The organism is Candidatus Accumulibacter contiguus (genome assembly GCF_012940005.1).
GTDB classification, from domain to species: domain Bacteria; phylum Pseudomonadota; class Gammaproteobacteria; order Burkholderiales; family Rhodocyclaceae; genus Accumulibacter; species Accumulibacter contiguus.
In genome coordinates this window covers 1-24,915 of sequence record NZ_SPMX01000065.1, presented here as the reverse complement: position 1 = coordinate 24,915, position 24,915 = coordinate 1, and the positions used below count along the sequence as shown (strand labels likewise).

The following is a 24,915-nucleotide window of genomic DNA, read 5'->3' as shown; positions in this document are numbered from 1 at the left end:
GTCTACGAGAACCCGCCGGGTCGTCCTGGGCATGACCGCATTTTTCCGAATACAGCGTCATTCGCGATAGCCCCGTGGCTTTAGCGACGATGCTTTGTCCGCCGTAACCGAGCGCCTCGCTTCCGCCAACGCCCACACACGACGCCCCCGCTCATCCAAAACCGTGGACACGCGCTCGAACTTCTTACGGATCGTTTCAACTAGCTCGTCATTACTCATGACGAGATCGTCGCCTACTCGTATAAGTTGTACAAGTTATTTCTGGACAGATACTTAGTGGTTCCGGGTCATCGCCTTAGCATGCCATGCGCAGCCGGTGATGCGACTTGCAGCAAGCGCCCACAGCAACCGCCGGTGCTTGGCTGCGGGCACGCCTGCGTGGTCACTCGATCCTCATCGTGAAATGGCACCGGATCCTGGCCACACCCATGACCACTACGGAGAGACACACGAATGCAGCGCTATACCCTCACCGACTACGAAGACGCTTCCCCGGCGACCCGTTCGGTATATGATGATTTCATGCGAACTACCGGGGCGACCGAAGTGCCGATATGGCTCCAGAGCCTCGGCCACAGCGAGGCGCTGGCGCGCGCCTACTGGGAACGAGCCAAGGGAACCCTGTTCAGCGGCAACCTGCCGCTGCCGCTGAAGGAAATGATCGTTTTCATCGTTTCCGCCAGACACGGCGCGCGCTATTGTTCCGCCTGTCATGCGCAGAACGTACTCAGCCTGGACAAGGCATTGGCCTTTGCAGATCTGCAGTCCTTCCTGGCATCCGACAGCGCCTGCATGCTGCCGCGCTGCTACCAGAATGTCGTCCGCTTCGCGAGCAAGGTGGTCGCCGATGCCAACGGCCTGGAAGACGAAGATTTCGAGGAACTGATGGAGGAAGGGTTCACCAGGGAGGAGATTTGCGAGATCATCGCGGTGATCGATATGGCCACCATGTTCAATGTCTACACGAGTTCGCTGCGGCTCGACCTGGATCCGCAGTACCGCGCCATCCTGTGACCCGGATCTGCCGTCTTGCCAGCAATCGACCATGACTGCCGGATCGCCGAAGACTGAACATGCTTCCGAACAACTCGTTCGCTATGAGGCGCTGTTCAGACTGCTCGACGACCTGCATGCGCTCGACGATATTGCCGAGATTGCAAAACACGTCGTCAGGCAATGGAAGTACTTCGCCAACGTCGCCAACTGGCGACTCGTGGTGGCAGACGAGCAGGGGGTGCAGCTCATCGACGGATGCAATGGCCAGGTGTACGTCAGCAAGGAATCACTGCTGTCGCCCTGGGACGAGTATCACTGGCAGCAGCAACGTCCGCGTCTCGTCCGCCTGGGCGATCCACTCGCAGGACCGGAGCCGCCCCGGCATCTCACCGGCCGATCGCCAAGCGAGATCCTGATTCTGCCGTTCCTGCGTATGGGCCTTTGCATCGGCCTGCTGAGCGTATCCGCAGGCCGCGAGCCGTTCAATGAACTCGACCACAAGTTCATCCGCATCTTTGGCGCGTACTTCGCGGAACGTATCTGGGACATCCGGCTGCGAACGCAGGCGACCGAGGTCCTGATCAACAAGGCCACCCGCGACGCGCTGACCGGGCTCCTCAACCGCGGGACGATCATCGAGCGGCTCGGCAGCGCGCTGGCGCTCTCGAAGCGCACCGGGGAACCGCTGAGCGTGATTATTTGTGACATCGATTTCTTCAAGATCATCAACGACAGCCATGGACACATGGCAGGCGACGAGGTATTGCGCCAGGTTTCGCACCGCCTGCAGGCCGAGACACGCCTGGGTGACAGCCTCGGTCGTTATGGCGGGGAAGAATTTCTGATCGTGCTCTACCCCTGCAACGCCAGGGATGCGGTGCAATCGGCCGAGCGCTTCCGGCACGCCATTGCCGACACGCCGGTCAGCATCGAGGGTGATGGCGCGTGCGACCTCAAGGTGACGATCAGCCTGGGCACATCCAGCACCAGCGGAGACGAGAAGGTGCGCATCGAGGCGCTGCTCAAGCGCGCCGACGACGCGCTCTACCGCTCCAAGGCCGGCGGCCGCAACCGCGTCACGGCTGCAAAAGAACAAGCCATCGACGGGAGCGCAACATGAGCATACCGGATCAGGAACGGCACGGGGTGCCGGAAGCCATGCTTCCACCACCCGGGCGCGAACAGGACAAATCGTCCAGGTGGTTCATCCTGCTGGCGGGCGTCATCCTGCCGGCTTTCACCCTCGCTTACGAGGCCTATACCCAGGCCAGCGCACAGTCTTTTTTTGACCCCATTCCGAGTCTTTTGCATGGCTTGCTGATTGCTCTGGTGCCGCTGGCCAATGCCTGGGTACTGGTCGAGTTGGCACAGCCGTGCGTGCGCGCCAGCGCATCGCTGGCCTGGCTGCACTCGGTTGCGATGGGCATCGCCGCTTTCTACGCACTGCTCTATCTGCCGCTGACGCCCGCCGCACCCTTCATGGTGTTGTTCTACGGTATCGGCCTGCTGCCGCTCGCGCCGCTGTTGTCGCTGCTGGCGGCCTGGCGGGGACGCGTGCTGCTCAACCGTCGCCTGACCGATCAGGGCAGCGCCCGGCTTCCGGCGGCGTGGCGGGGATGGGTCCTGGCCATGCTGGCCCTGATCGTCATCGACCTGCCGTTCACCCTGACGCGCATCGGTGTGCAGATGGCGACCAGCGCACAAGTGGAATCTCGACAGGCTGGCATCCGCTGGCTGCGCGCGCTCGGGAACGAAGAAATGCTGCGGCATCTGTGCTATTCGCGCACTGGCTTGTCTGCCGACCTGATCGGCCTGTTGCTCATCCTCGGCGATCCGGTCAGCCCGATCGAGGCGAGAAAAGTTTATTACCAGGTCACCGGCCAGGCCTTCAACGACCTGCCGGAACCGGCCATCCGGGGTTTGCGCGATTGGCAGCGGGGTTTCGACCGAGACATCGGCGGCCGCGTGGTGGGTAGCCGCCTGACCGGCGTCCGCCTGGCGGCTTCGCGCATCGACGGATCGGTCGATGCCAAGGCCAGCCTGGCCTATCTGGAATGGACGATGGTCCTGCAGAACGACACGACGAGGCAGCAGGAAGGCCGGGCGCAGATCGCCCTGCCAGCGGGAGCCGTGGTATCGCGCCTGACGCTGTGGATCGATGGCGAGGAGCGAGAGGCGGCCTTCGGTACCCGTGCCCAGACCCGGCAGGCCTACGAGAAAGTGGTCCGCCGCCGCCAGGACCCGGTGCTGGTCACCACCGCCGGCCAGGACCGGGTGATGGTCCAGATGTTCCCCATCCCGCCCAACGCTGGCGAGATGAAGATCCGCCTGGGCATCACCGTGCCGCTGCGGATCAGCGACGGCAAGCTGGCCAGACTGCAATTGCCGGCTTTTCGCGAGCGCAATTTCGACATCGGGCCAAAGCTTTTCCATTCCGTCTGGCTCGAAGCGGACTCGCCGCTGAGCGGCGCCGAGCCCTTGCGCCCGGAAAGGGTAAGCGATGCCGGCTACGCCCTGCGCGGCGAGATCGACAACGAAAAACTGGGCGGCCGGACGACCTGGATCGACGTTCCCCGGAATCCGCTGCTGCGCACCGTCTGGAGCGACGATACCGGCGCTGGCCCCGGCCGGGTGATCGTCCAGCGCTACCAGGAACAGCTCGTGCAGCCGCCGCAGCGGCTGGCGCTGGTGGTCGATGCGTCCAGCTCGCTGGCGCCCGCCGCCAGGGAAATCGTCGCCGCGCTGGCGCGTCTGCCTGGCGCGCTGGAGCTGGGCTTCTTTCCGGCCACCGACATCGCCAGTACGGCAAGCGGCGCGATGACTGCGGAGCAGGCGGCCAAGGCCCTGCAGGGGCTCGAATTTGCCGGTGGCCAGAATAACCCGGAGGCCCTGGCCAGAGCCTGGGACTGGGCGGCTGCCGGATCTCCCGCGGCCATCCTCTGGCTGCATGGCCCGCAGCCGATGCTGCTGGGAAGCGTCGAACCGCTGCTGCAGTACGCCGAGCGACGTCCTGGCCGGGTGCGCCTGTACTCCCTCGAAGTCATCCCGGGTCCCAACAAGGTCCTCGAAGCCCTGGATCTGCTGCCGGCGGTGTTGCCGACAAACCGCAGCGACGGCCTGCAGGCCGACCTCGAGCGGCTCTTCACCACCTGGGCGCCGGGCACCACCGAAACGCTCGTCCACCGCGAGCAACTGGCTTCTGCGGCCATCGTCCACGATCCGGCCACGAAAACCTCCGGGCACCTGGCGCGCCTGTGGGCCGCCGATCAGATCAGGCGGCTTCTCGAACAAGGAGAGCCCGGGCGGCAGGCCGCCACCGACCTCGCCTTGCGCTACCATCTGGTGACCCCGGTGAGCGGCGCCGTCGTTCTCGAGACCAGCCAGCAATACGATGAGGCTGGCCTGCGGCCGGTCGAGAAGGGCAGCGTCCCGACCATTCCCGAGCCCGAGGAATGGATGCTGATCGCCACGGTGCTGGTACTCCTCGCCTGTTTGCTGCTGCGCCGCCGGCAGGCCTGGCCGACCCGCCCGGCGTGATGGTACGAAAGCACGCCGGCGGCGTGCTCTTCGCCTCGCTGGCGATCGCCTGCTGGCCGATCCTCGTCTGGTATGTCCGGGGCAGCTTCGACGGTTCCAACGATCCCTGGGGCTTGCTGGCGCTGGCGACGGCGATCGGCGTCCTGTGGCGAGCCGCCCCCGCATCGCCACCCGAGCGTCCCCTGCTCCTGCCAACGGCATTGCTGCTGCTGTATACCGCAGCCACCCTGGCCGCTCTGCCGCTGTCCCTGCGCGCGCTCCTGGCCGCCCTCGCCCTGGCCGCGCTGGGCAGTGCCTGGCGGCTCGGCCGGCGCCTCGATTTTCCGGTCGCGGCGCTGGCCCTGCTGGCGCTGCCGCTGACGGCTTCGCTGCAGTTCTATTGCGGCTACCCGCTGCGGGTGCTGACCGGATCGCTGGCCGTCGCGCTCTTGCGACTCAACGGCCTGGCCGTCGAGCTGGAGGGCGCGGTGTTGCTCTGGGATGGCCGGCAGATCGCCATCGACGCCCCGTGCAGCGGCATCCGCATGCTGTGGGCGGGCGCGTATCTGATGGCGGCGGCGGCCGCCCTGTTCCGCTTCTCGTCCCGGCAGACGCTCGCCGCCGCCGCGCTGACGGGGTGCATCGTCATCGCCGCCAATGCCGTCCGCGCCGCCGCCCTGTTCTACCTGGAGACCGGCCTGCTGGTGCTGCCTGCCTGGGTACACACGGCCGCCGGCATGTCCGTGTTCCTCGCGGCCGGGCTGCTGATCATCCACGGGCTGTACCGCATCGACCGGACGCAATCCGCAGAACCGGCATGCCTTCCCGTCAGGATGTCGGGTTACGCTGCGCCAACCCGACCTACGCAACTGATCTGCCTGCTCGCCGCTCTGGCACCTTTGGCGCATGGAGTCGGCCGTGCCGCGCCGGCGGCCGTGCCCTTTCCCGGCTGGCCGATCCGCTTCGAGGGTCGTCCGCTGACCGCCTTGCCGCTGACCCCTCTCGAAGACCGCCTGCAGCAGGATTTTCCCGGCCGCGTCGGACGCTTCACCGACGGCCAGCGGGAGATCATTCTGCGCTGGGTGACCCGCGAGAGCCGCCAGCTCCACCCCAGCAGCGACTGCTTCAAGGCCAGCGGCTACCGCGTCGAAGCCCTGCCCATCCAGAGCGTTGGCGACCAACGCTGGTCGAGATACCTCGCCAGCCGTGGCGCCACCCGGCTCGAAGTGGCGGAGCGAATCCATTCTCCGGACGGCGGACAATGGAGCGACGTTTCCGCCTGGTACTGGGCCGCACAGTTGGGCCGCACGCATGGCCCCTGGTGGGCAGTGACGGTGGCTGCACCCAGTCCCCTGCAGTGAATCGACGCCACCTCACATCATTTCACTGGCGCATCACTTTCTTCGAATCACACCCGCTCACACGCTCACACCAATCTCGTTGACAGATTATGTAACATCAAACTACTATCTTTTTGAGACCAAAGCGAAAAGTCGCCCGTTCGCCGTTAATCTTGTATAACAAGCAAGTCTGCAATTAGGGGACCCGCCTCAGGCACGGCGAGTTTGCCCTGGGCGGAATGCTTCGCGAACGGCTTCACCCAGAGCCAGCCCGCGTGGGGGCTTCTCTCAAGCCCGCATGCTGGCAACCTGCGCCCCAGTGCGCATCGCGCCTTTCGATGCAATCGAGTTCAGCCTGGGCGATCTGTGAGGATGAAGCGTTGCGGACAGGATGAATATCCCGTCCGGCCTGGGCAAAGTTAACTTGAAGGCATCCGGCAATCATGAGTCTATCACCCATCCTTCTTCAAGCCAGCGAGCTTGGGATTCGCCTTGAAATCGTCAACGGCCTTCCAATCTGGGAGGCTCAGCCCGTTTATCGTCACCAGAAACAGGTAGAACGCATTGTCCAGGGCATCACCAGAAATGATCAGGTTAAATCAGGATGTGCATGCATCCATGCCGTGGATGTCTATATCCAGTTCCCTAATGGACTAAAACGGCCTGACATCTCGATTTTTTGTCGAGAGCCCAGCGAGGAAGAGCAGGATTCGGCACTGACCATGATTCCCGAGGCGGTCATTGAAGTGGTCAGCAAAGGCTTTGAAGCCAAGGATCTGGAAATTGGCCCCCCCTTTTATTTGTCGCAAGGTGTCAAGGATGTGATCGTCTTCGATCCGCTTACGCTGTTGGTCCTACATGTACGCAAATACCGCACGACGCGGCAAGTCTCTCCTGTGCTTACGGAATTGGAGTGTGGCTGCCAGGTCCTGGTGTGATTGCCGCTATGGCGTGAATGTCGACGCGGTTTCGTGCTCCGCCCAGGTGCACGAAACCATAGCGGTATTCACTTCCTCCCTTGAGTCCGGCGAGGTCCACTGCATCGCCCGTACGCTGCCCCGTCGAAGCGGTCAGGGTTTCGATGAACCAGTTCGGAATCCTGCTGCGCCGGCTGCTGTTTCGTGCCTCGATCAGCAGTTGCCCCAAACCATCCGCCGATCTGGATTTTTTCTTTAAATCAACCTCAAGTTCTCTCGGTTCTTTGTCGTTTAGTTTGACAGAGGCCACCACCCGCTACTCCGGGAAGCGGTGCGAGGGGACCGGCACGAGTGCAGTCGGGAGTTGCAAGCGCGTGTCGAAGGCCGGGTCCACATGGGGCGAAACATACCCCTCATTGTGTGCTGGCTAGTATTACTGTCTAATGCCAGAAGATACTAACAGGGTGAGGTATCTCTTAGGGGGTGGCTAATGGCAAACTTCAGAACAAGGGTCTGGATGACGGTGATCGGTGTGGCTGTGCTGGCATCCATTCCCGTTTTCGTTGTCGCAGGAGTCGGCGGCGGGATGGCGGTTGCGCTTGGCGGGACGGTACTGGCAGTCATCATTGCAGCCCTGGCTGCTTCTTTTCTGGCATCGAGTATCGCTCGCCCACTGGATCAGTTGTCCGGGCATATCGGGCAGGTGGCCAAAGGCAATCTGAACGTGACCCTGCCACCATCGGATGGCGACGATGTGGACAATGTTTTCTCCGCCTTTGCCAGCATGGTCGCGAACCTGCGCAAGTCCATCGCCGAGGTGAGCCAGTCTGCACTGCAGATTGCTTCAACAGTCAATCAACTGGGCACCTCGGCGGCAGCGATCGCCGACAATTCCCTTGTCGCATCGGAACGTTGCTCCAGTGCCGCCGCCGCTAGCGAGCAGATGGCAGCGACTGCCGGGCATATCGCCGAAAACTGCGTTGAGGCATCCCAGACGGCGTCGGCGGCGAACGAGGCGGCTACTGTTTCAGCCTATGTTTCCATGGAATCGATCAATTCCATCCACGCCATTGCCGAGCTGATCAAGGATTCATCGGAACGTATCGGCAGGCTGGGCGAGAGTTCCGAACAGATCGGTGCCATCGTCTCAACGATCAAGGATATTGCCGCTCAGACCAATCTGCTGGCACTCAATGCCGCGATCGAGGCGGCGCGGGCCGGCGAGATGGGGCGCGGTTTTGCCGTCGTGGCGGATGAGGTGAGAAAGCTGGCAGAACGCACGACGCAGGCAACCAAGCAGATTTCCGAGATGATCAAGCTCATCCAGAGCGAAACCCAGGGCGCAGTTGATACCATGAAACAGGCGGTGCATGAGGTGGAGAAGGGCGTTGAGGATGGCGCGCGCGCAAGCGAATCGATCTGCGAAATACTTGGCAAGATCACGGAGTTATCTGACGAGATCAGCCAGATAGCCACTTCCGCCCAGGAGCAGAGGGCGGTGACTGATGACATCAGTTCAAGTAGCCAGCAGATGAGCACGATGGTCCACGGGTCGGCACAGGAGGCAAGTACCGTGGCGGCGGCGGCAATGACCTTGTCTCGGCAAACGGATCATCTGTCCCGGTTGGTCAAGGGTTTCACGTATTGACTGTTTCCGGCTTGTTTGCCGGGGTTGCAGATCGCGTAGGCGGTTCCTGTTCATGGAGGGAAAGATGTCAGCCAGCAAACCAAAACTTGCCATGTATTGGGCAGCTTCCTGCGGCGGATGTGAAATCGCCCTGGCCAATATTGATGAGGTCTTGCTGGAAGTTGATCAGCACTTCGACTTCATGTTTTGTCCTTGTCTGCTTGATACCAAGACAAAGGACATCGAGGCTCTGCCGGATGGCGATATATTCCTGACCCTGTTCAACGGTGCGTTGCGTACCGAAGAAAACAGGGAAATGGCCGAGTTGTTGCGCAGGAAGTCGAAGGTGTTCGTCGCTTTTGGCGCCTGCGCCGCTACGGGCGGCATTCCCGCTCTGGCCAATCAGCACGGTTTGCAGCACCTGCTCGACACGGTCTTCCTGAATGCGCCCAGCGTCGAAAATCCGGCGCGGCTGATCCCGCAACCGATCTGCCATGTAGCCGACGGTGAACTGGAACTGCCGGCCTTCATGCCGCGCGTACTGGCCGTGCATGAAGCGGTCAGCGTTGATTACACCATGCCCGGTTGTCCTCCGGAGCCGGAACAGATCATCGCCGTAATTCGCCATGTGGCCTCCGGTGCGGCCTTGCCGCCGCTTGGCACCTGGCTGGGTTGCAGCAGCCGCGCCGTTTGCAGCGAGTGTCCACGGGAAAAACGCGGGGTTCTGGCAGCGCGGCTGCTACGGCCTTATGAGGCCATACCGGAAGCCGGCTGGTGTTTGGTCGAACAGGGGTTCGCCTGCCTCGGGCCGGCCACGCGCGGCGGTTGCCATGCCCTTTGTCCGACCGCCAATATGCCCTGCACCGGCTGCTATGGCGCTCTCGATGCGACCGCGGACCCCGGCGCCAGCGCGCTGACGGCGCTGGCGGCAGCGGTCGATCCCGGCAAGCTGGCCGGCAAGGACGAAGAGGCCCTGCATCGGCGGCTCAAGGATGCACTATCCGGCGTGGCTGACCCGCTGGGAACTTTCTATCGCTATTCACTGGCAGCGACCGTGCTCGCCGATCGCACGCCGGAGGTGGAGCAATGACTCAACGAATCACCATCGATCCGATCACACGCCTGGAAGGCCACGGCAAGATCGAGATTTTTCTGGACGACGCCGGCGAGGTTTCCTCAGCGTATTTCCAGATTCCGGAACTGCGCGGTTTTGAGTCCTTCTGCGTCGGACGCCATGCCGAGGAAATGGCCAACATCACCAATCGCATCTGCGGCGTTTGTCCGGAAGCTCACCACATGGCGGCAGCCAAGGCCGTCGATGCGGCCTTCGGCGTTGCCTGCCTGCCGGCGGCAAAGCGCATTCGCGAATTGATCTACATGGCGTTTTTTGTCACCGATCACACCACGCATTTCTACTGCCTGGGTGGGCCGGATTTCATCGTTGGCCCGGATGCTCCGGCCTGCGAGCGCAATATCCTGGGGGTCATTCGCAAGGTGGGCGTCGATATCGGCTTGCAGGTCATCAACTGCCGCAAGCGCAACCACGAACTGATCAAGCGTCTGGGCGGCCGCGGCGTGCATTTGTGTGGGGCGTTGCCGGGCGGTTGGTCGGTGGCCCTGAGCGAGGAAATGCGCCGGGATTTTCTTGGCTGTGCCAAGGAAAACATCGATTTCGCCCGCTTCTCGCTGCAGGCTTTCGAGGATATCGTTCTCAAGGATCAGGCTTATCTTGATCTGGTACTGTCCGATTTGTATCGCCACGAAACGCACAGCATGGGTACGGTCGACGTCGGGATGGCACCCAATTTCTACGAGGGCAGAATTCGTGTCGTCGATACGCTGGGGAACGAAGTCGCCCTCTACGATGCCAAGGATTACCTGAGCCACATCGCCGAACACGTCGAGCCATGGAGCTATTTGAAATTCCCCTATCTGAAGAAATTCGGCTGGCATGGCTTTGTCGATGGGCAGGATAGCGGCATTTATCATGCCACGCCGCTAGCGCGCCTCAATGTCGCCGACCGCATGGCCACACCGCTTGCGCAGGCTGAATTCGAGCGTTTTTACGACACCTTCGGGGTGCGCGGAAAGGCCGCCAATGGCCGCAACCTGCCGGTCCATCACCGCCTTGCGACGCACTGGGCACGCTTGATCGAGTTGCTCTATGCCGCAGAGCGCATGCAGGAGTTGCTCGAACACCCTGATATCTGTGATCCGGAGGTCCGCCAGGTCGTCGAGGCGCGGGCTGGCATTGGCATCGGCTCGGTCGAGGCGCCGCGCGGCACGCTCACCCACCATTACGAAACCGACGAACGCGGTGTGCTCACCAAGGTCAATCTGATCGTCGGCACGACCAACAACAATGCCCCGATTTCGCTTTCCGTGATGAAGGCTGCGAAGGGGCTGATCAAGGGTGGGGTGTTCAGCGATGGCATCCTGAACCAGGTGGAAATGGCTTTCCGCCTCTACGATCCCTGCTGCTCGTGCGCCACGCACGCACTGGGCAAGGCACCGCTCGAGCTTAACCTGCGCGCCGCCGACGGATCGCTGCTCGATCAACAGGTGAGGGGATAAGCGGCCATGCGCAGTGCACATGGCGACTGCGTCGTGATCGGCCTGGGTTGCCCTTTTCTGAGTGACGATGCCATCGGACCGCGGGTGGTTCGCGAATTGGCGGCCGCAGTGGAAGGGCCATGGCGGCTGGTGGAATCGCACGCCGGCGGCTTGTTGCTGCTCGAGGAACTGGCGGGCGCAACGCGGGCCATCATCGTCGACGCGCTGCTCGACAGCCGCCGCACGCCCGGCGAGGTGATGGTGGCCGGCATCGACGGCCGCAGCCAGAATGCGGCTTGCGGCCACGACTGCACCCTGCTGCAAGCGCTGACCATTGGCCGCGCCATGGGTCTGGATCTGCCCACCGACGAGAATATTCACCTGGTGGCGGTGGTGGCTGACGACGTCACCACTTTTGCCGAAAACCTGACACCCCGCGTCGCCAGCGCCCTGCCGGAAGCCTGCCGGACAGTACGTCTGCTGGCCCGTGGGCATCTCTTTGCCAACAAGGAGGCTGCATGAGTACCCGAGCAAGAACAGCCGTCATTCTATGCACCTGCAGCGGCATCATCGCGGAGCGGATCGACTGGGAAAGGGTGCAGAAACTGCTTGCCAGCCACCCGACCAAACCGGTTTTCCGGGTCGATCAACTCGCCTGTGGTGCCGACAACCTCGAACAGCTGGAGGCCTGGCTGAAGGAAGAACAGCCTGAACGCGTGGTCGTCGCCGCCTGTTCGCCGCGCGATCATGAAACGACATTTCGGCGGCTATTGACCGGGGCCGGCATCAACCCGTATTTCCTGCAAATGGTCAATGTCCGTGAGCAGGTTGCCTGGGTGACCACCGATCCCGTGCTGGCGACGGCGAAGTCGGCACGTCTGTTGTCGGCGGCGCTGGATCGCGTGCAGCGGCATGAGCCGCTCGTCGCGCGCAAGGTGCCGCTGCGCACCGAAGTAGCGATCATCGGTGCCGGACCGGCCGGCATGCAGGCGGCGCTGACGCTGGCACGCGCGGGACGCAAGGTGACCCTGATCGAGAAGGAACCCTTCATCGGCGGGCTGCCCGTTCGCTATGAGGAACTTTTTCCGAATCTCGAATGTGGTCCGTGCCTGCTGGAGCCGGTGATGGGCGAATTGCTGCATGGCCACGAAAGCGAATACGTTGATTTGCTGACGCTGGCCGAGGTGACCTCGGTCAAGGGCGCCTTCGGCAACTGGACCTTGACCGTCAAACAGCAACCGCGCTTCATCAATCCGGATTTATGCATCGGCTGCATGGCCTGTGCTGCCGTCTGCCCCGAGCACCGGCCGCACCCGTGGAATGCTGCTGGCGAACTGGCGGCGGTCGATGCGCCTTTTGCCGGTGCCCTGCCCAATTTCCCGCACATTGATCCGGCGGTCTGCCTGAAGCTGAAGGGCGAGGAGTGCAATGCCTGCGTCGTCGAATGCCCGGTCGAAGGTTCTCTGGCTTTCGACGATACGGCTCGTCAGAACGGCATCGAAGCGGGCGCCATTATCGTCGCCACGGGGGCTCTTGAGAAACAGGACGTTCCCGCCGCTTTCACCGGGCAGTCGGACGTGCATACCGGCTACAGCTTCGAGCGTCTGCTGGCGATGAACGGCCCGACCTGCGGCGAGATCCTGAAAGCTGACGGCACGCCGCCGCAGTCGGTGGCCATTGTCCATTGCGCCGGTTCGCTCGATAGCAGCGAGATTTCCTACTGTTCCGGCACCTGTTGCCGCACTGCGCTGAAGTACGCCCATATTGCCGCTGCCAAAGTGGAGGGGGTCGAACTGACACGTCTGGTACGCGAACAGGTCGTACCCGGCCTGGATGCCGACAACCAACTGCACCACGACCACAGCGCCGTCAGCCGCTATTCCGGGCTGGGCGCCCTGAGCGTCGAAGGCGTGGGGGCAGAACGCCGGATCGTCTGCAAGGACAATGGGCAGGCGATTGCCGCCGACATGATCGTGCTGATGCGTCCGGTCGTTCCCGGTGAAGGAACCAGCAGGGTTGCCGAGGTGCTTGAACTCGAAACCAACGCAGGCGGCTTCCTTGCCCAGTTGCATTCGCTTTCCGCTTCCTGCGCCAGCAACATCAAAGGTATCTATCTGGCCGGGACCAGTCGTGGGCCGGGCGATATCCGTGAGGCCTTTTCCAGCGGCACGGCGGCGGCCGGCCTGGCGCTTTCCGATCTGGTCGATGGCCGCGATCTGGTGGTCGACCCGCAGGTGGCGGTGGTCGATGCGAAGCGCTGTTCCGGCTGCGGAACGTGCCTGCAGGTCTGCCCCTACAAGGCCATTTCGTGGAATGCGCGCGACAGGATTGCCGATGTGGCCGATATCCTGTGTCGTGGTTGCGGCACCTGCGTCGCCGCCTGCCCGTCTGGCGCGATTACCGGACAGGGATTTTCCCGTGCGATGCTACGAGCCGAACTTGCGGGAGTGTTGTCATGAGTTGCCAGAGCTATTCGACTGCCCAGCCGACCAGCCCGACGAACTGCGCCGGCGTCATCGCCAGCGGTGGGGTCAAAATCGTTGCCTTCCTGTGCAACTGGTGTTCCTACGCCGGCGCCGACAAGGCGGGTGCCAGCCAGTTGCCAGTGCCGGCAGAACTGACTGCGATCCGCGTCATGTGTTCCGGCCGGGTTGAGCCGACCCTGATCCTCGAATCCTTCCAGAAAGGGGCGGACGGCGTCATGGTACTGGCCTGCCATCCCGGCGACTGCCATTACAAGGAGGGCAATCTGCGCGCCTACTGCCGGGCTGAACTGCTGGAGCGCCTGGTGCCGCAATTGGGCGTCGATCCGCGGCGCTTTCGCTTCGATTATGTTTCGGCGGCGGAAGCAGACAGGTTTTCGCAGATCACCAATGAATTCGTTGATCAGGTTCGTGCTCTTGCGGCAATACCATTTAATGACTGAGGAGAAGAAGAATGGCAACCCAAATCCTTGATTGCGTTGGACTCAAGTGTCCGCAACCGACGCTGAAAGTAACCGTTCAGTCGACCAGGATGAAACCGGGAGACATTCTCGAAGTCGTCGCCGATTGCTCGACCTTTGAAAAGGATGTGCGTGAATGGGCGACTCGCGCCCGGAAGACCGTCCTTTGGTGCAAGGATGAAGGCGGCGGCAAGAAGCGCATCCAGATCAAGCTTTGAGCGGTTTCCTGGCAGCCTGGCCGGGGCGCGGGCAGAGGAGGTACGTCTGTTGGGTCTTGCGCTGCATCAGGTATCTCGCTGCCGGCTCATGACGGCGCCTGCCCCGACGCGTAAGGCAGGAACAAGGCGCGAATATCCACCCGCGCCTTGAGCCTTGCCGCCAGCAGATAAAGACCGCCGGCCTTGCGGTGCAGGAACAGGGCATCCGCCGGCGGCGTATGCCAGGAATCCCGTTCGGTGCTCAAGGCCAGACCGGCGTCGCGGATGCGCGCTGGCAGATCCGAATTCCCGAAATCGTAGGCACCGGCGTGGCGCAATGGTTCGCAGGCGTGCAGAAAGACATCCAGTACGAGTTGGCGCTGCCGCTCCCCGATGTCAGCCCCAAAATAGCCGATGGCGCTGGCGGCCACGCTCATTTCCTGCCGGTCTCCTGCGACGGCACTCGCCATCAGCCGGCGATAGGCGTCGACAACGACTGCCGGATAGCCGCGCGTCGCTCCGAAGTCGAGCAGAATCAACCGGCGAGAGGCAACGTCGTAACGATAGTTGGCGAAATTTGGATCGGTCTGGATCAAGTGGAATTCGAAGATCTCCCGGAAGAGTAGCCTGAACAGCAGTCCGAGCACGCGATCGCGCTCCGCTTGCGGGGCATGCAGCAGGGATTCGACCGGCACGCCGCCCATGCAGGACATCGACAGGACGCTTTCCGTCGTCAGATCGCCGTGCACCTCGGGCAGCATGAACTCGGGCGTGTCGGCAAGCAGACCGGCGTAGCGGCTGAGCAGGGCGCCCTCGCCCAGATAATCCGCTTCGGCATGCAACTGACGTTTCGCCTCCCGCAGCAACGGTCCGACATCAAGACTGCTCGGCAACAGGCCGGAAATGCGCAGCAAGGTGGCGACATTGTCGACGTCGCTGTCGATACTCTGTCGGACACCGGGGTACTGGACCTTTATGGCCAGGCGCCGCCCATCCTTCGTCTGCGCCAGATGGACCTGGCCGATCGACGCTGCCGCCACCGGCGTGAAAGAGAACTGCCGGAAATGACGGTCCCAGCCATGCCCCCAGTTGGCATCGAGCACGCTGGCCAACTGACGCATCGGCATGGCTCTGGCGTCGGCGCGCAAGCGCGCCAGGATGGCGCCAAACTCCGGCGGCAACAGATCGCCTGCATCCATGGACAACAACTGCCCGAACTTCATCGCCGCTCCACGCAGCTGGGCCAGCTGATCGGCAACTCGGCGGGCGTTCGCCGGCGTCAGCAGCAAGTCGCTGATTCGCGGACGCTTGCCCTGGGCGAACTGACGCGTGCCTTCGGCCAGCATGCTGCCGGCAACACCGCCGGCGAGAGCGCCCAGCCGGACCAGCCTGGACCAGCGTCCGCCGGGAACGGCCGAGGTGTTCGCATCGTGTTCGCTTCGCTCATCGTCGCGCATGTATCAGATTGGCGTTGAGCTCTGCCAGCCTGGCCACCACCGATTGACCCAGTCCGCCTGCCGCTCCAGTGACCAAGGCTACTTTCTCCACGCCATCTCTCCTCCAGTTTCACCTGCTGTCCAGGAATGGACTCCTTGCCGGCCATAGAAACCAGCAGATTGATCGATCAGAAAGCACTTTTTTGGCTGGACAAAAAAATGCAGATAACGATCAATAAAGTATCATTTCGCACTATGATAGGTGATTAACCATGATTTGTCTAGAACAAATATGAACAAAACAGAAAAAAACCTCCATCGCCGTGATGCGCGAGTTGGCCCGTCAATTGCGTGCAGCCAGACACTCCGCGGACGGCGGACGGCTGGCCACCAAACCCGGTTCGATCTGCCGGGCTCCGGGCTTGGCCTCGTGATTCCCGCTCGGCTTGCCTTCATCGGCCTGGAGACCACCGGGGCCAATCCGGTACGGGACCGCATCACAAGGGTCGCCGTGCTGGACGCAGAGGGTGACCGGGTCTCGACCTGGAGTACCCTGGTCAACCCACAGCGGCCGATCCCTGAATTCATCCAGCGACTCAACGGTATCCGTAACGAGACGATAGCCGACGCCCCTACTTTCGCCCAGGTCGCGGCAGAACTGGCCGATCGCCTGCATGGGCGTCCGTTCGTTGCCCACCATGCCCGCTTCAACTATGGTTTCGTCAAGAGCGAATTCCAGCGTCTGGGGAAGTCCTTCCGGACCGACGTGTTGTGTACTGTGCGCCTGTCTCGCAAGCTCTTCCCGGACCACCAGAAACACAACCTGGACAGTCTCATGGTCCGTCATGATTTGACGATGGGCGACCGCCACGGCGCCTTGGCCAATGCCCACCTGCTTTGGCAGTTCTGGTGCCTGTTGAAACGGGATTGCGGCGAAGAGGCTCTAGCCGAGGCCATCCGTCAGCAGTTCAAGCGCCCCAGCCTGCCGCCCCACCTGGATTCTGCCCGGCTCGACGATCTGCCCGAATCCCCCGGGGTGTACCTCTTCTACGGCGACAACGACGCGCTTCTGTACGTGGGGAAAAGCGTCAACCTGCGTCAGCGCGTACGCTCTCACTTCGCGTCCGACCTGCGTGAGTACAAGGAGATGCGCCTCAGTCAGGAAGTGCGTCGAATTCACTGGCATGAGACGGCCGGTGAACTCGGCGCCCTGCTGCTGGAATCACGACTGGTCAAGGAATGCCAGCCGATTCACAATCGTCGCTTGCGCCGCTCTTCGGACCTGTGCACCTGGCAGTTGGTGCAAGTGGCCCCAGGCGATTACCGGCCGAGACTGGTCAGCGGCCAGGCTGCCGATTTCGTGTGCTCGGCAGACCTTTTCGGCCTCTTCGCCAACCGGCGGGAAGCCACCGACACCCTGCGCAAGATCGCTGCCGCGCATGAACTGTGCCCGATCATTCTCGGGCTGGAGAAACCCGCGCAGCCCGGACGCCCCTGCTTCGCCCACCAGGTCAAGCAATGCCGGGGCGCCTGCGTGGGCAAGGAAGCCGTCGGCGTGCACGGCGTGCGCATGATGTCGGCGCTGATGAAGCTGAAGCTCACCGCATGGCCCTACCCCGGAGCGATTGGCGTCGTCGAGCGGGACGAGTTGCGGGAAGTGGAGGAAGTCCACGTCGTGAACGGCTGGCGGCACCTGGGCAGCGCGCGCAGCGAGGCTGAGATCCAGCAAATCCTGCGGGGTCAGTCGGGTCAGGGGCGGTTCGATCGGGATACCTACAAACTGCTCACCGCGCATCTGGGAAAGGGGCGAGTGCGCGTGCGCCTGTTGTCCGAGCGGTAACGAATTGCGATCGACGAAAGATTCCTGTCATACTCATCGCCGCGCACTTCGATTTCACCGACGACGATCGTGCGCGCTCGTTCGCCGGTCTACTGCTCACCGCCATCGAGGGCGCCTACGTGCGCTGCCGTGAGCGGTCACATGCCGGCACACCTCGCCTCGATCTCCTGTCTGCGCCGCTGGATCAGGGCTGTCCGTTCCTTGTCGTTGAGATAGACGCGCTCGCCCTGGTCGTCGTATCGCGAGACGGCATTCGCGTCCTGCAGGTTTTCGAGCCTCTTCCTGGCGAGCATGCAGTCTCGCTGCTGGCGCTTCACCGCGGCTTCCTGTTCCTCCTGCTTGCGCGCGGCGGCCTCACGATCGATCTGGCGCTGGCGAAACTCGGCCTCTTTCTGCTGCCAGGTCTTGCCAGCCGGCTGGCCGCCATCGCCGGCGGCCGCCGCGGCGGGCTGGTCCTGAGCACCTGGCGCCTTCTGCGGTTTCTGGGCCGGTTGTCCCGGCGGCGGCAGCTCGGAGAAGTGGGTTACCCCCTTCTCGTCGACCCACTTGTAGACCCCGCTGCCCGACGCCGCCGTGGCGACGACAAACAGCACGAGGAACAGGGCTTGTGGATGCATGCTTTTCCCCCGGTGTGACCGCCGGAAACAGCATAGAGCCGCTACCGGGCGGCGTCAACCATCAGCCGCAGCCGCTCCAGTCCGAGCGGCGGCCGATTCAATCAGCGGTTCCTGTCTGCCAGAAGCCATGACCGTTAATGTGAAAGTCGCGTATGCGACTCACGAATCTCCCCTCCCCCCTCGCGGGGGAGGGGTCGGGGGAGAGGGAAACGGTCATGACTTTCATGATCGAGGGTGCCTGGAAAAGTCATGACCGTTGGCGAAGCCTCTCAGTAGCTCAGCGTCTTGGGCAAATCCTTGGCCTGCTGCACCCAGGACTCGACCATCGCCAAGGAAGGCGGCTGTTTGGTGATCTGAACGCCGGCGTTGGTGTCGACGATCTTCGCATGCAGGTTGTCTGGACGACGAGTTGCCAGTTCCTTGACGGTATCGACCCCGGCCTTCTCGAGCAGGTCCGAGTACACGCCGGAGACGCCCTTGATGCGCGCCAGATCGGCTCGGTTGGCAAGATCCAGGATGGTGCGCGCATCGCAGCCGCAGCTGCTTGCCAGCGCTTTCCTCTGGGCCGGCTCGGCGGCCGCAGCGAGGAACTGCTCATTGTTGGTAATCCCCGCTTCCTTGAGCTTTTCGACGATGGCCGGGGTGCTTCCGTGCAAGTCCTTGACTGAGACGGTCATTGCGGTCTTCTCCTATGGTGTCGTTATCGGTAGTGAAACGTTCCTGTCGCGGATCGCGAAACGACCCGGGTAGTCGACAGACACGATTCTAATTGAAGCAGTTAATGGCAGGTCAAGGCCGGCGAACAGCTTGTCGCTCATGCGTGCGGCTTCGGCAGGTGCTGGCGAATCCAGACGATGGCGTCGTCTACGAAGGTGAAGACGACCGGGATGACCAGCAGGCTGAGGAAGGTCGAGGTGATCAGGCCGCCGATGACGACGATGGCCATCGGCGCGCGGAAGCTCGGGTCGGTGCCGATCCCGATGGCGATCGGCAGCATGCCGGCACCCATCGCAATGGTGGTCATGACGATTGGCCGCGCCCGCTTGCGGCAGGCGTCGAGCAGGGCGTTCCAGCGGTCGAGGCCGTGCTCGCGGCGGGCGAGGATGACGTAGTCGACGAGCAGGATCGAGTTCTTGGTGGCGATGCCCATCAGCATGATCAGGCCGATCATCGACGACATCGAGATCGCCTGGCCGGTCACGAACAGCGCGAGGAAGGCGCCGGGCACCGAGAGGACGAGCGCGGCGAGGATGGTCACCGGCTGCACGAAATCCTTGAACAGCAGGACCAGGACGATGTAGATGCAGAGCACGCCGGTTGCCATGGCGAGGCCGAAGCTCTCGAACAGTTCGGCCATCGACTCGGCATCGCCGACCGTGGTCTGCAGCACGCCCGGCGGACTTTCACATCAATGCGTTAGCTTGGTCTCGGCGATAAGGTCATTGATCTCGTCCAGGAAGTCGTTGGCTCGATTAAAAAGAATTTGCGAGACATTCGTCTGCGTCGCGCCGACTTCTTCGCCGATCGCACGGGATTCCTCGATGGCTTTCGTCCATGACTGCTTGAGGTACTCGGCGTAGCGTGCGGCAATGTCCATCGGCGTTCCGGGACGCAGCATCTCTGCCGACGCCCGCTGCGCATCGGCGATGCTGTTGGCCATGAACTCGCGCTGGCGAGCACACGCCATCTCGGCCAGCTGTCCTTCGCGTTTGGCTGCCACCTGGAGGCTGCCGAGGTTCCTTTCCTGGAATTCGCAGACCAGCTTCGCGCGATCGAAGCCCAGCTGCGGAGCCGCTTCGTGGCATAAGTCAAGAAACTCCTTGATGCGTGTCGATGGGTCATACTGCATCAACTCAAGAATTTTTTTTTGCAAACGGCAACATATCGGTCGGCCCGGTTTGCTCGGTTTGGACTGGTGACATTTCAACCTCCATTATCGGTGTACATCGTGTCGGTGGAATCGCTCGCTGGCGCTCATTTCAGATTGCTGCAGCGGTCGCTCGCAGTGCTCGTTGCGGCTGTGCTGTCGAGACCCCAGAAACGCGCAATCTCCAGGGTCGAACAGATGTTTCCGTCATAGACAAAGTCTTGCGTGCGGCCGCAGGCGAAACTCGCTTCCTCCGGATCGATCACGACGCCGTGGTCCGTCGCAGGACCTTCCTTCCCGATCAGCCGTGTTTCCACCAGGACCCTGCCTGTCTTGTCGGCGTATTGGGTATGCTCCACCTCATAGGGCGGCACCTTGACAGTGACAGTACGCTTGCCGGGGTTCTGCTTGTTAAAGCCGTGGACGTTCGTCCATTGCAGCGCCAGGTCGCGCAGGTTCCCCGGCCCGACCATGCGGTCCTGCTCACCCTGCCAGATGGTGATCGGCGGCCATCCCCTTTCGCTGCTCGGGCAATCCTTGTTAGCCTCGCAAATCCGGCGAACCCAGTATCCCCATTTCTTCGCATTAGCCCCATTATCCTTAGACAAGACTCTGCCACCCTCTTCGCGCGACTGCCGGGGCTTCGGGCCGGGCTTGTCCGTCGGCTGCATGCAGGAATTAATCGCTTGGGTGTACAAGAGCTCCGCGCAGTTGAACGCTACGCCGGCGATGGGAGCTCCGCCGGCAAAGCAGGTCGGGTGCAAGGCGAGCAGGTCGACGGTCATTCCGCCTCCCGCTGACACCCCTGTCGCGTAGATTCGCGATGGATCCAGCCTCGACCCGTAGTCGTCAAGCATCCTCTTGATCATGTGCATGATCGACCGGACTTCGGCATTGCCGCGATCGGCCTCCCACCAGTTAAAGCAGAGGGCTGGATTGTTCTTGCCTGTAAAAAAGTCCAATAACTTCCTCGCTTTTTGCTGTTGCGGCAACAACACAGCAAAACCCCATTTCTCGGCCAATTGTGCCCAGCCAGTCCCCTGCAGGTAGTCCTCCGCGGTCATCGCGCAGCCATGGAGGGCGACAACCAGCGGTCTTGGCTGCGCGCTCGAACGGACACTCTCGGGAACATAGACGAACATCTTTAGAGCGCCGGGGTTGCGGGACTCCAGCATCTCTATTTCAGTGATTTTGGCGGTTGTGCTGCCCAAGGGTGCCGGCGCGTCTTGAGCCGTCGCCGCCTGGATAGGTGCCTGCGCGAGAACCGCCAGCACGACCAGTCGGCCGACAATGGTCGATACTCTTTTCGCGGTCTCTTTTCGATTGCCAACGCTTGCAAAGTTCATGGTTCTTCCCCCTCGCACTGGTGCATGGAATGATGCCAAAGCCGTCGCAGGAATCCACCTCTCAAGCCTCTTCCGGCGGCCTAAGGTGATTTCCGGGAATCAGGATCCCGAACAACTACCGCAGCTGCCTGTTTTTCTGGCCCTGAGCCAGGCCTGACGCCATGACTCTTGGTACGGCGTTTTGCGGAAATCACCTAAGTCTGTTGCCATTGATGCGCCGCAACATGACTGATTTATAGGTCTTATGGCGGCAGAAGTCAACTCGTGCTTGAGTCCCCAATCCTGCGATCAAGACCGCATGCTGTCGGCTGCGGCGGCTCGCGCTTGGTCGTGATCAACCTTTTCTTTCAGCCAGGCTGCAAGACCCACCCAGGCATGCATACGGCGCTGCAACATGGGGGCGGTGTGGATCCTGGGGGATCCTCTTGCGAGGAAGGAAAGCGGCGAGACCCTGTCGCTCAGCGACTCAGTCCGGCGGGTGCCTCGGCTCGGGCCGGCGCCTCGGTAGTCGTGTCTGTGGTCATCCGCCCGGCCGGGCGAATGACCACAGACACTGGGCGAAGCGGGATTCGGATGACTTTTCATGGGTTCCCGAAACACAATCCCGGATCGACGCCGCTTCACGCGATCTCCTATACTCTCGACGCTGCCGTTGGATTTTTTATCCTTTGCGCGGCAATGGCGCGGCCCTGCGCCTGGGAATGACGAAGGATAGGATATCCAACGCCACTTCCGCCAGTGTTCCAGGCTCTGATAGGCCCTGACAGCAGTCGTGATTCGGGGAAAGTGTGCCGACGGAGCCTGAAAACCTCGCCAGAATCGCAGCACCAGGATGGCCATGATGGCCATGGGTCGCGCGGTGACCGACAAGGCCGCCGCGCGCGACCCATGGTGCAAGCGGTCCCTGACGAGCCCGATCGGATCGGATCGTCTTCGTGCGGCCTTTACCAGGCGATGCGCTGATCGAATTCGTAGTCCGGTGCCGGTTGAGCTTGCGGATCGAACTCGCCCTGCTCGGCATCGGCCATCTCCCACAGCGGCGGGCCCCGGGCCGGCGCGATAGGCGGCGGTGACGTCGGCTCGCCTAAGTGCGAGAGGATCTCGCGCACGGCGCAGGCGTCGGTGAGGAAGGCGATGATTCGCATCTCGCCGCCACAGCGTGGGCAGACGAGCGGAAAGACCTCATCGATGCGCGCGAGCAGCAACGCCCAGGCGTAGCGGGCCGCGCGACACAGGAGCGCCTCCTCTGCCTGCTCCTCGCTGTCGGACGACGCGCCTGGGGCGGTGGTTTGCGCCGCGATTGGCTCAGTCTCAGTCGCTGTGACAAGCGGCGCGGTCGGACGCTCTGGCACGCTGGCAAGCGCGGTGACCTGTGCGCGGAGCGGTGCGTTGGGTGCCAGTACGCCGTACCGATGCCGATGACGGCGCGGGGGGTGGAATCAGCGCCGCCAGACGCTCGAACCGTTCGAGCGGCGTCAGCATCAAGCTGACGCTACCGCCGGGATCCGGCTTGACGCTCTCATAGACCAGGTGTTCGGCGTCGATTTCACGCAAACGTTCCAGCGCAAAGGCCGATCGAGCGCAATACCGTAGCAGCCGTTCCAGGCCCTGGCGGTCGGCCGCTTCAATGCGCACGCCGGCGTCAAGCGAGAAGCCGCCCCTGTGCTCCCAGTTCGCCATCGCTTCGGCGTCTTCCGGCTCGAGCACACCGCGGCGGGTCAGCGCGCGCAGCAGACGGCGGCGGACCTTGGCCTGGACCTCATCAAGCAACTTCTGGTCGGGGGCACGGCTTTCGTGAAACGTCGCCACTCCCGAGGCGTCCGCCTCGAAGACACCCTCGATGACGATGCAGTGGAAGTGCACCTACGGATTAAGCAGCGCGCCAAAGCGGTGAATGAAGGCAAGCGCCCCGATCCGGGAATCGGAACCCGCCGCCGGGCAGGCCCGGCACCAGGCTGGTTCCACGACGCTCAGGAAAATGCGCAGCGCCAGCGTCTCGATCGCCGGATCATGTTCGAGGTGATCACGCAGCCGCTTCGGAACCGACAGCACCCACTGGCGGACCGGCAGCCGCGGCAAAACGTGGTCGGCCAGATGGGACATGGCGCGCTTCATCGACCGCAACATGGAACAGCTGGCGCTGAATTCGCTGGCCTTCTCCGTGACCGAACACGCCCAGCGCGAGCACTACAACCTGTTCTTCGGTGTGTTCAATACCAGCAGTTCCCGGCATAATAAATCAATTCGGATAACTCCTAAAATAAAATCCAATTTGCATTTGCAGATTACGTTTTTGCAGAAGTAATGCTTCCGACTTTTTTTCACGGAAATAAAATTTATATTAACAATCACACTGAGCAATAAACTGGGTACAAAAAAAACACCATACGAACGAGCAAAGATCTACGACGAGTCTATCTCTAGCGTACCGGCCGAGTAACCGTTTGCAATTGCCTTCCACAACACCTCCCAAGAAGGGATGAGATAAGTTGTAAACAGCTCGATCATCCGATGCCACAAAGAGATTAGAGTACGCCGTGACTGGCGTGCACTTTTAAATAGCTCACATCCCCACGCTTGAAGCTGATCAATTAAAAAAAGCCATGAACGTCAAACAACCAAAAACCGAACTCAAATTTTTTTCGCCATGTCCGTAATTGTGCTCTAAATTGTAACCTTGATTCTTCAGTGTGTTAAACGTTTCGTTTTCTATTTTCCAGCGCGCTCGACCTCCTTGCATGACTTTGCAAACCGTCTCTTTCGTTAGTTCGATATCAGTGATCCACGAAAAAATAACCTCCTTGCCTTTGTTAATTTGCCAATATTCCAAAAAGTTAACCAGCAAATCCGGATGGCTTTTATTCAGGGGAACTCCGTTAATAAACCGAAATCCATGAATAATTCCTGCGTCGTCAATCTTCTCAAATTCAATGGCTTCCCCTTGACACATTTTTTTTCTGGATCAAATCAAACAAATGGGAATGATCTCCTTGTTTGACGCCAATAATGTACCTCATTTCTAATGATTTCAACCACTTAAGGTGTGGTCCGTTCGCCGACAAACTGTCCTCTATGATAATCGGCTTCAGGTGCTTGTATTGCTCGCTCAGGTGCTTCAGCAACCTTTTCGATGCATTACGCTCACAGTCATTTTTGTTATCGCCGTCCTCTTTCATGATTGGCTCCGGCATCAGGGGAATCACCACTGGGTAGTCCGGGTGAACCACCGTTGCACACAACAGCTGATGATAATATTCTTCTCTCCCATCCCGGTGCTTCTTCACACAACACTGCGGACAACTGGTAGCACCGGAACTAAAATGCCCGGTACCATCAATGGATACTAATACGTGGTAACCGTTTAGCCCCCTACGACATATACCAACTATGCTGCAGTGGTTGCAAGCGAGGGATGGTTTGGCTATGGTATCTCACCAGTGAGCGGGTAATCGTGTTCGTGAGGCAAGTGAGTGTACCTGAGCGACTTTGATCTTCAGCAGTGGGATGAGCAGAAGCTGATGGCGTTACCGGCGAAGCAGAAAGATGGCTTGCTGGTGAAGTTGCTGTGGGATTTGAAAGAGGCGCGGGAGCGGCTCAAGGCGAACTCCCAGACCAGTTCTCGGCCACCCCGCAGTGACCCTCCGTGGCACAGCACAAACTCGTGGGGATGAGGATTCGGAAGCGGCCGGGGGAGGCAGATGGTGCGGTTGATCCCGAAG

26 protein-coding genes and 2 pseudogenes are annotated in these 24,915 nt (G+C 61.5%); 14 read left to right on the top strand and 14 right to left on the bottom strand.

Annotation, left to right across the window (positions count from 1 at the left end):
• Positions 1-219: pseudogene (locus tag E4Q08_RS26420) on the bottom strand (ISAzo13 family transposase); the annotation flags it as partial.
• Between the two features lie 234 nt (positions 220-453).
• Here E4Q08_RS26420 and E4Q08_RS18895 point away from each other — a divergent pair.
• The 5 genes from E4Q08_RS18895 to E4Q08_RS18875 all read left to right on the top strand — a co-directional run bounded on the left by E4Q08_RS18895 (position 454) and on the right by E4Q08_RS18875 (position 6,790).
• Positions 454-1,014, top strand: coding sequence for a carboxymuconolactone decarboxylase family protein (locus E4Q08_RS18895; protein WP_034911473.1), 561 nt, complete (start codon positions 454-456; stop codon positions 1,012-1,014).
• Positions 1,015-1,045: 31 nt separating this feature from the next.
• Positions 1,046-2,116 carry a GGDEF domain-containing protein gene (locus E4Q08_RS18890; protein ID WP_169071499.1) on the top strand — a complete coding sequence of 357 codons (1,071 nt, stop codon included), beginning with the start codon at positions 1,046-1,048 and terminating at the stop codon, positions 2,114-2,116.
• The gene (locus tag E4Q08_RS18885; protein WP_169071498.1) at positions 2,113-4,533 is read left to right on the top strand and encodes a VIT domain-containing protein; all 2,421 of its coding nucleotides are present in this window, start codon (positions 2,113-2,115) and stop codon (positions 4,531-4,533) included. The genes E4Q08_RS18890 and E4Q08_RS18885 overlap by 4 nt, the downstream gene beginning before the upstream one ends.
• Positions 4,449-5,873 (top strand): exosortase Q subunit 2, encoded by a 1,425-nt coding sequence (gene xrtQb, locus E4Q08_RS18880; protein WP_169071497.1) that lies wholly within the window; start codon positions 4,449-4,451, stop codon positions 5,871-5,873. The genes E4Q08_RS18885 and xrtQb overlap by 85 nt, the downstream gene beginning before the upstream one ends.
• Positions 5,874-6,295: 422 nt before the next feature.
• A complete protein-coding gene (locus E4Q08_RS18875; protein ID WP_034917250.1) occupies positions 6,296-6,790 on the top strand; it encodes a Uma2 family endonuclease in 495 nt (164 codons plus the stop codon).
• Here the strand turns inward: E4Q08_RS18875 and E4Q08_RS18870 are convergent.
• Positions 6,753-7,079 (bottom strand): hypothetical protein, encoded by a 327-nt coding sequence (locus tag E4Q08_RS18870; RefSeq protein ID WP_169071496.1) that lies wholly within the window; start codon positions 7,077-7,079, stop codon positions 6,753-6,755. The genes E4Q08_RS18875 and E4Q08_RS18870 overlap by 38 nt on opposite strands.
• 180 nt (positions 7,080-7,259) lie before the next feature.
• Here E4Q08_RS18870 and E4Q08_RS18865 point away from each other — a divergent pair, with 180 nt between their 5' ends.
• From E4Q08_RS18865 to E4Q08_RS18835, 7 genes are all read left to right on the top strand, one after another.
• Positions 7,260-8,417, top strand: a complete 1,158-nt coding sequence (locus E4Q08_RS18865; RefSeq protein ID WP_034917253.1) for a methyl-accepting chemotaxis protein — start codon at positions 7,260-7,262, stop codon at positions 8,415-8,417.
• Positions 8,418-8,481: 64 nt separating this feature from the next.
• Positions 8,482-9,486 carry an NADH-quinone oxidoreductase subunit B family protein gene (locus E4Q08_RS18860; protein ID WP_034917255.1) on the top strand — a complete coding sequence of 335 codons (1,005 nt, stop codon included), beginning with the start codon at positions 8,482-8,484 and terminating at the stop codon, positions 9,484-9,486.
• Positions 9,483-10,970, top strand: coding sequence for a Ni/Fe hydrogenase subunit alpha (locus E4Q08_RS18855; protein ID WP_169071495.1), 1,488 nt, complete (start codon positions 9,483-9,485; stop codon positions 10,968-10,970). Before E4Q08_RS18860 ends, E4Q08_RS18855 begins: the two co-directional genes overlap by 4 nt.
• Before the next feature lie 6 nt (positions 10,971-10,976).
• Positions 10,977-11,471 carry a hydrogenase maturation protease gene (locus E4Q08_RS18850; RefSeq protein ID WP_034917261.1) on the top strand — a complete coding sequence of 165 codons (495 nt, stop codon included), beginning with the start codon at positions 10,977-10,979 and terminating at the stop codon, positions 11,469-11,471.
• Entirely contained in the window at positions 11,468-13,408 is a 1,941-nt protein-coding gene (locus E4Q08_RS25870; protein WP_169071494.1) for an FAD-dependent oxidoreductase, read from the top strand. The genes E4Q08_RS18850 and E4Q08_RS25870 overlap by 4 nt, the downstream gene beginning before the upstream one ends.
• Positions 13,405-13,875, top strand: coding sequence for a hydrogenase iron-sulfur subunit (locus E4Q08_RS18840; protein WP_169071493.1), 471 nt, complete (start codon positions 13,405-13,407; stop codon positions 13,873-13,875). The genes E4Q08_RS25870 and E4Q08_RS18840 overlap by 4 nt, the downstream gene beginning before the upstream one ends.
• 11 nt (positions 13,876-13,886) lie before the next feature.
• Positions 13,887-14,111 (top strand): sulfurtransferase TusA family protein, encoded by a 225-nt coding sequence (locus E4Q08_RS18835; protein ID WP_034917267.1) that lies wholly within the window; start codon positions 13,887-13,889, stop codon positions 14,109-14,111.
• Between the two features lie 86 nt (positions 14,112-14,197).
• Here the strand turns inward: E4Q08_RS18835 and E4Q08_RS18830 are convergent, their stop codons facing one another.
• Positions 14,198-15,547: an ABC1 kinase family protein gene (locus E4Q08_RS18830; protein ID WP_169071492.1), complete on the bottom strand. Its 1,350-nt coding sequence runs from the start codon at positions 15,545-15,547 to the stop codon at positions 14,198-14,200.
• 409 nt (positions 15,548-15,956) lie between these two features.
• On the opposite strand from E4Q08_RS18830, the gene E4Q08_RS18825 reads away from it, so the two are divergent.
• Entirely contained in the window at positions 15,957-17,366 is a 1,410-nt protein-coding gene (locus E4Q08_RS18825; protein WP_308240177.1) for a 3'-5' exonuclease family protein, read from the top strand.
• A gap of 137 nt (positions 17,367-17,503) precedes the next feature.
• Here the strand turns inward: E4Q08_RS18825 and E4Q08_RS18820 are convergent, their stop codons facing one another.
• The 8 genes and pseudogenes from E4Q08_RS18820 to E4Q08_RS18785 form a co-directional block, all read right to left on the bottom strand.
• Positions 17,504-17,983: a DUF4124 domain-containing protein gene (locus E4Q08_RS18820; RefSeq protein WP_034916443.1), complete on the bottom strand. Its 480-nt coding sequence runs from the start codon at positions 17,981-17,983 to the stop codon at positions 17,504-17,506.
• 269 nt (positions 17,984-18,252) lie between these two features.
• Complete coding sequence (locus E4Q08_RS18815; protein ID WP_169071490.1) at positions 18,253-18,660, bottom strand: DUF4332 domain-containing protein; 408 nt, start codon at positions 18,658-18,660, stop codon at positions 18,253-18,255.
• A gap of 137 nt (positions 18,661-18,797) precedes the next feature.
• Positions 18,798-19,382: pseudogene (locus tag E4Q08_RS18810) on the bottom strand (efflux RND transporter permease subunit); the annotation flags it as partial.
• A gap of 9 nt (positions 19,383-19,391) precedes the next feature.
• Positions 19,392-19,832: a phasin family protein gene (locus E4Q08_RS18805; protein ID WP_169071489.1), complete on the bottom strand. Its 441-nt coding sequence runs from the start codon at positions 19,830-19,832 to the stop codon at positions 19,392-19,394.
• A gap of 125 nt (positions 19,833-19,957) precedes the next feature.
• A complete protein-coding gene (locus E4Q08_RS18800; RefSeq protein ID WP_169071488.1) occupies positions 19,958-21,196 on the bottom strand; it encodes an extracellular catalytic domain type 1 short-chain-length polyhydroxyalkanoate depolymerase in 1,239 nt (412 codons plus the stop codon).
• A gap of 944 nt (positions 21,197-22,140) precedes the next feature.
• Positions 22,141-22,401, bottom strand: a complete 261-nt coding sequence (locus tag E4Q08_RS18795) for a hypothetical protein (RefSeq protein ID WP_169071487.1) — start codon at positions 22,399-22,401, stop codon at positions 22,141-22,143.
• Positions 22,402-22,507: 106 nt separating this feature from the next.
• On the bottom strand, positions 22,508-23,059 hold the full coding sequence (locus tag E4Q08_RS18790; protein ID WP_169071486.1) for a transposase: 552 nt from the start codon (positions 23,057-23,059) through the stop codon (positions 22,508-22,510).
• Positions 23,060-23,299, bottom strand: coding sequence for a hypothetical protein (locus E4Q08_RS18785; RefSeq protein ID WP_169071485.1), 240 nt, complete (start codon positions 23,297-23,299; stop codon positions 23,060-23,062).
• On the opposite strand from E4Q08_RS18785, the gene E4Q08_RS18780 reads away from it, so the two are divergent.
• A complete protein-coding gene (locus E4Q08_RS18780; RefSeq protein WP_169071484.1) occupies positions 23,298-23,501 on the top strand; it encodes a hypothetical protein in 204 nt (67 codons plus the stop codon). The genes E4Q08_RS18785 and E4Q08_RS18780 overlap by 2 nt on opposite strands.
• A 282-nt stretch (positions 23,502-23,783) precedes the next feature.
• On the opposite strand, the gene E4Q08_RS18775 is transcribed toward E4Q08_RS18780, so the two are convergent.
• The 3 genes from E4Q08_RS18775 to E4Q08_RS24115 form a co-directional block, all read right to left on the bottom strand.
• Positions 23,784-24,146 (bottom strand): hypothetical protein, encoded by a 363-nt coding sequence (locus E4Q08_RS18775; RefSeq protein WP_169071483.1) that lies wholly within the window; start codon positions 24,144-24,146, stop codon positions 23,784-23,786.
• A complete protein-coding gene (locus E4Q08_RS18770) occupies positions 24,124-24,480 on the bottom strand; it encodes a hypothetical protein (RefSeq protein WP_169071482.1) in 357 nt (118 codons plus the stop codon). The genes E4Q08_RS18775 and E4Q08_RS18770 overlap by 23 nt, the downstream gene beginning before the upstream one ends.
• A gap of 209 nt (positions 24,481-24,689) precedes the next feature.
• A partial coding sequence (locus E4Q08_RS24115; protein ID WP_211203490.1) for a hypothetical protein occupies positions 24,690-24,915 on the bottom strand: 226 nt, incomplete at its 5' end.

Coding starts and splice junctions, on each gene's coding strand:
- E4Q08_RS18840 (WP_169071493.1), top strand. CDS start 13,405: ATGAGTTGCCAGAGCTATTCGACTGCCCAGCCGACCAGCCCGACGAAC.
- E4Q08_RS18860 (WP_034917255.1), top strand. CDS start 8,482: ATGTCAGCCAGCAAACCAAAACTTGCCATGTATTGGGCAGCTTCCTGC.
- E4Q08_RS18830 (WP_169071492.1), bottom strand. CDS start 15,547: ATGCGCGACGATGAGCGAAGCGAACACGATGCGAACACCTCGGCCGTT.
- xrtQb (WP_169071497.1), top strand. CDS start 4,449: ATGGATGCTGATCGCCACGGTGCTGGTACTCCTCGCCTGTTTGCTGCT.
- E4Q08_RS18815 (WP_169071490.1), bottom strand. CDS start 18,660: ATGACCGTCTCAGTCAAGGACTTGCACGGAAGCACCCCGGCCATCGTC.
- E4Q08_RS18855 (WP_169071495.1), top strand. CDS start 9,483: ATGACTCAACGAATCACCATCGATCCGATCACACGCCTGGAAGGCCAC.
- E4Q08_RS18785 (WP_169071485.1), bottom strand. CDS start 23,299: ATGTCCCATCTGGCCGACCACGTTTTGCCGCGGCTGCCGGTCCGCCAG.
- E4Q08_RS18875 (WP_034917250.1), top strand. CDS start 6,296: ATGAGTCTATCACCCATCCTTCTTCAAGCCAGCGAGCTTGGGATTCGC.
- E4Q08_RS18895 (WP_034911473.1), top strand. CDS start 454: ATGCAGCGCTATACCCTCACCGACTACGAAGACGCTTCCCCGGCGACC.
- E4Q08_RS18850 (WP_034917261.1), top strand. CDS start 10,977: ATGCGCAGTGCACATGGCGACTGCGTCGTGATCGGCCTGGGTTGCCCT.
- E4Q08_RS18800 (WP_169071488.1), bottom strand. CDS start 21,196: ATGAACTTTGCAAGCGTTGGCAATCGAAAAGAGACCGCGAAAAGAGTA.
- E4Q08_RS18820 (WP_034916443.1), bottom strand. CDS start 17,983: ATGCATCCACAAGCCCTGTTCCTCGTGCTGTTTGTCGTCGCCACGGCG.
- E4Q08_RS18835 (WP_034917267.1), top strand. CDS start 13,887: ATGGCAACCCAAATCCTTGATTGCGTTGGACTCAAGTGTCCGCAACCG.
- E4Q08_RS18890 (WP_169071499.1), top strand. CDS start 1,046: ATGACTGCCGGATCGCCGAAGACTGAACATGCTTCCGAACAACTCGTT.
- E4Q08_RS18805 (WP_169071489.1), bottom strand. CDS start 19,832: ATGCAGTATGACCCATCGACACGCATCAAGGAGTTTCTTGACTTATGC.
- E4Q08_RS18885 (WP_169071498.1), top strand. CDS start 2,113: ATGAGCATACCGGATCAGGAACGGCACGGGGTGCCGGAAGCCATGCTT.
- E4Q08_RS18780 (WP_169071484.1), top strand. CDS start 23,298: ATGGCGCGCTTCATCGACCGCAACATGGAACAGCTGGCGCTGAATTCG.
- E4Q08_RS18775 (WP_169071483.1), bottom strand. CDS start 24,146: ATGTGTCAAGGGGAAGCCATTGAATTTGAGAAGATTGACGACGCAGGA.
- E4Q08_RS25870 (WP_169071494.1), top strand. CDS start 11,468: ATGAGTACCCGAGCAAGAACAGCCGTCATTCTATGCACCTGCAGCGGC.
- E4Q08_RS18865 (WP_034917253.1), top strand. CDS start 7,260: ATGGCAAACTTCAGAACAAGGGTCTGGATGACGGTGATCGGTGTGGCT.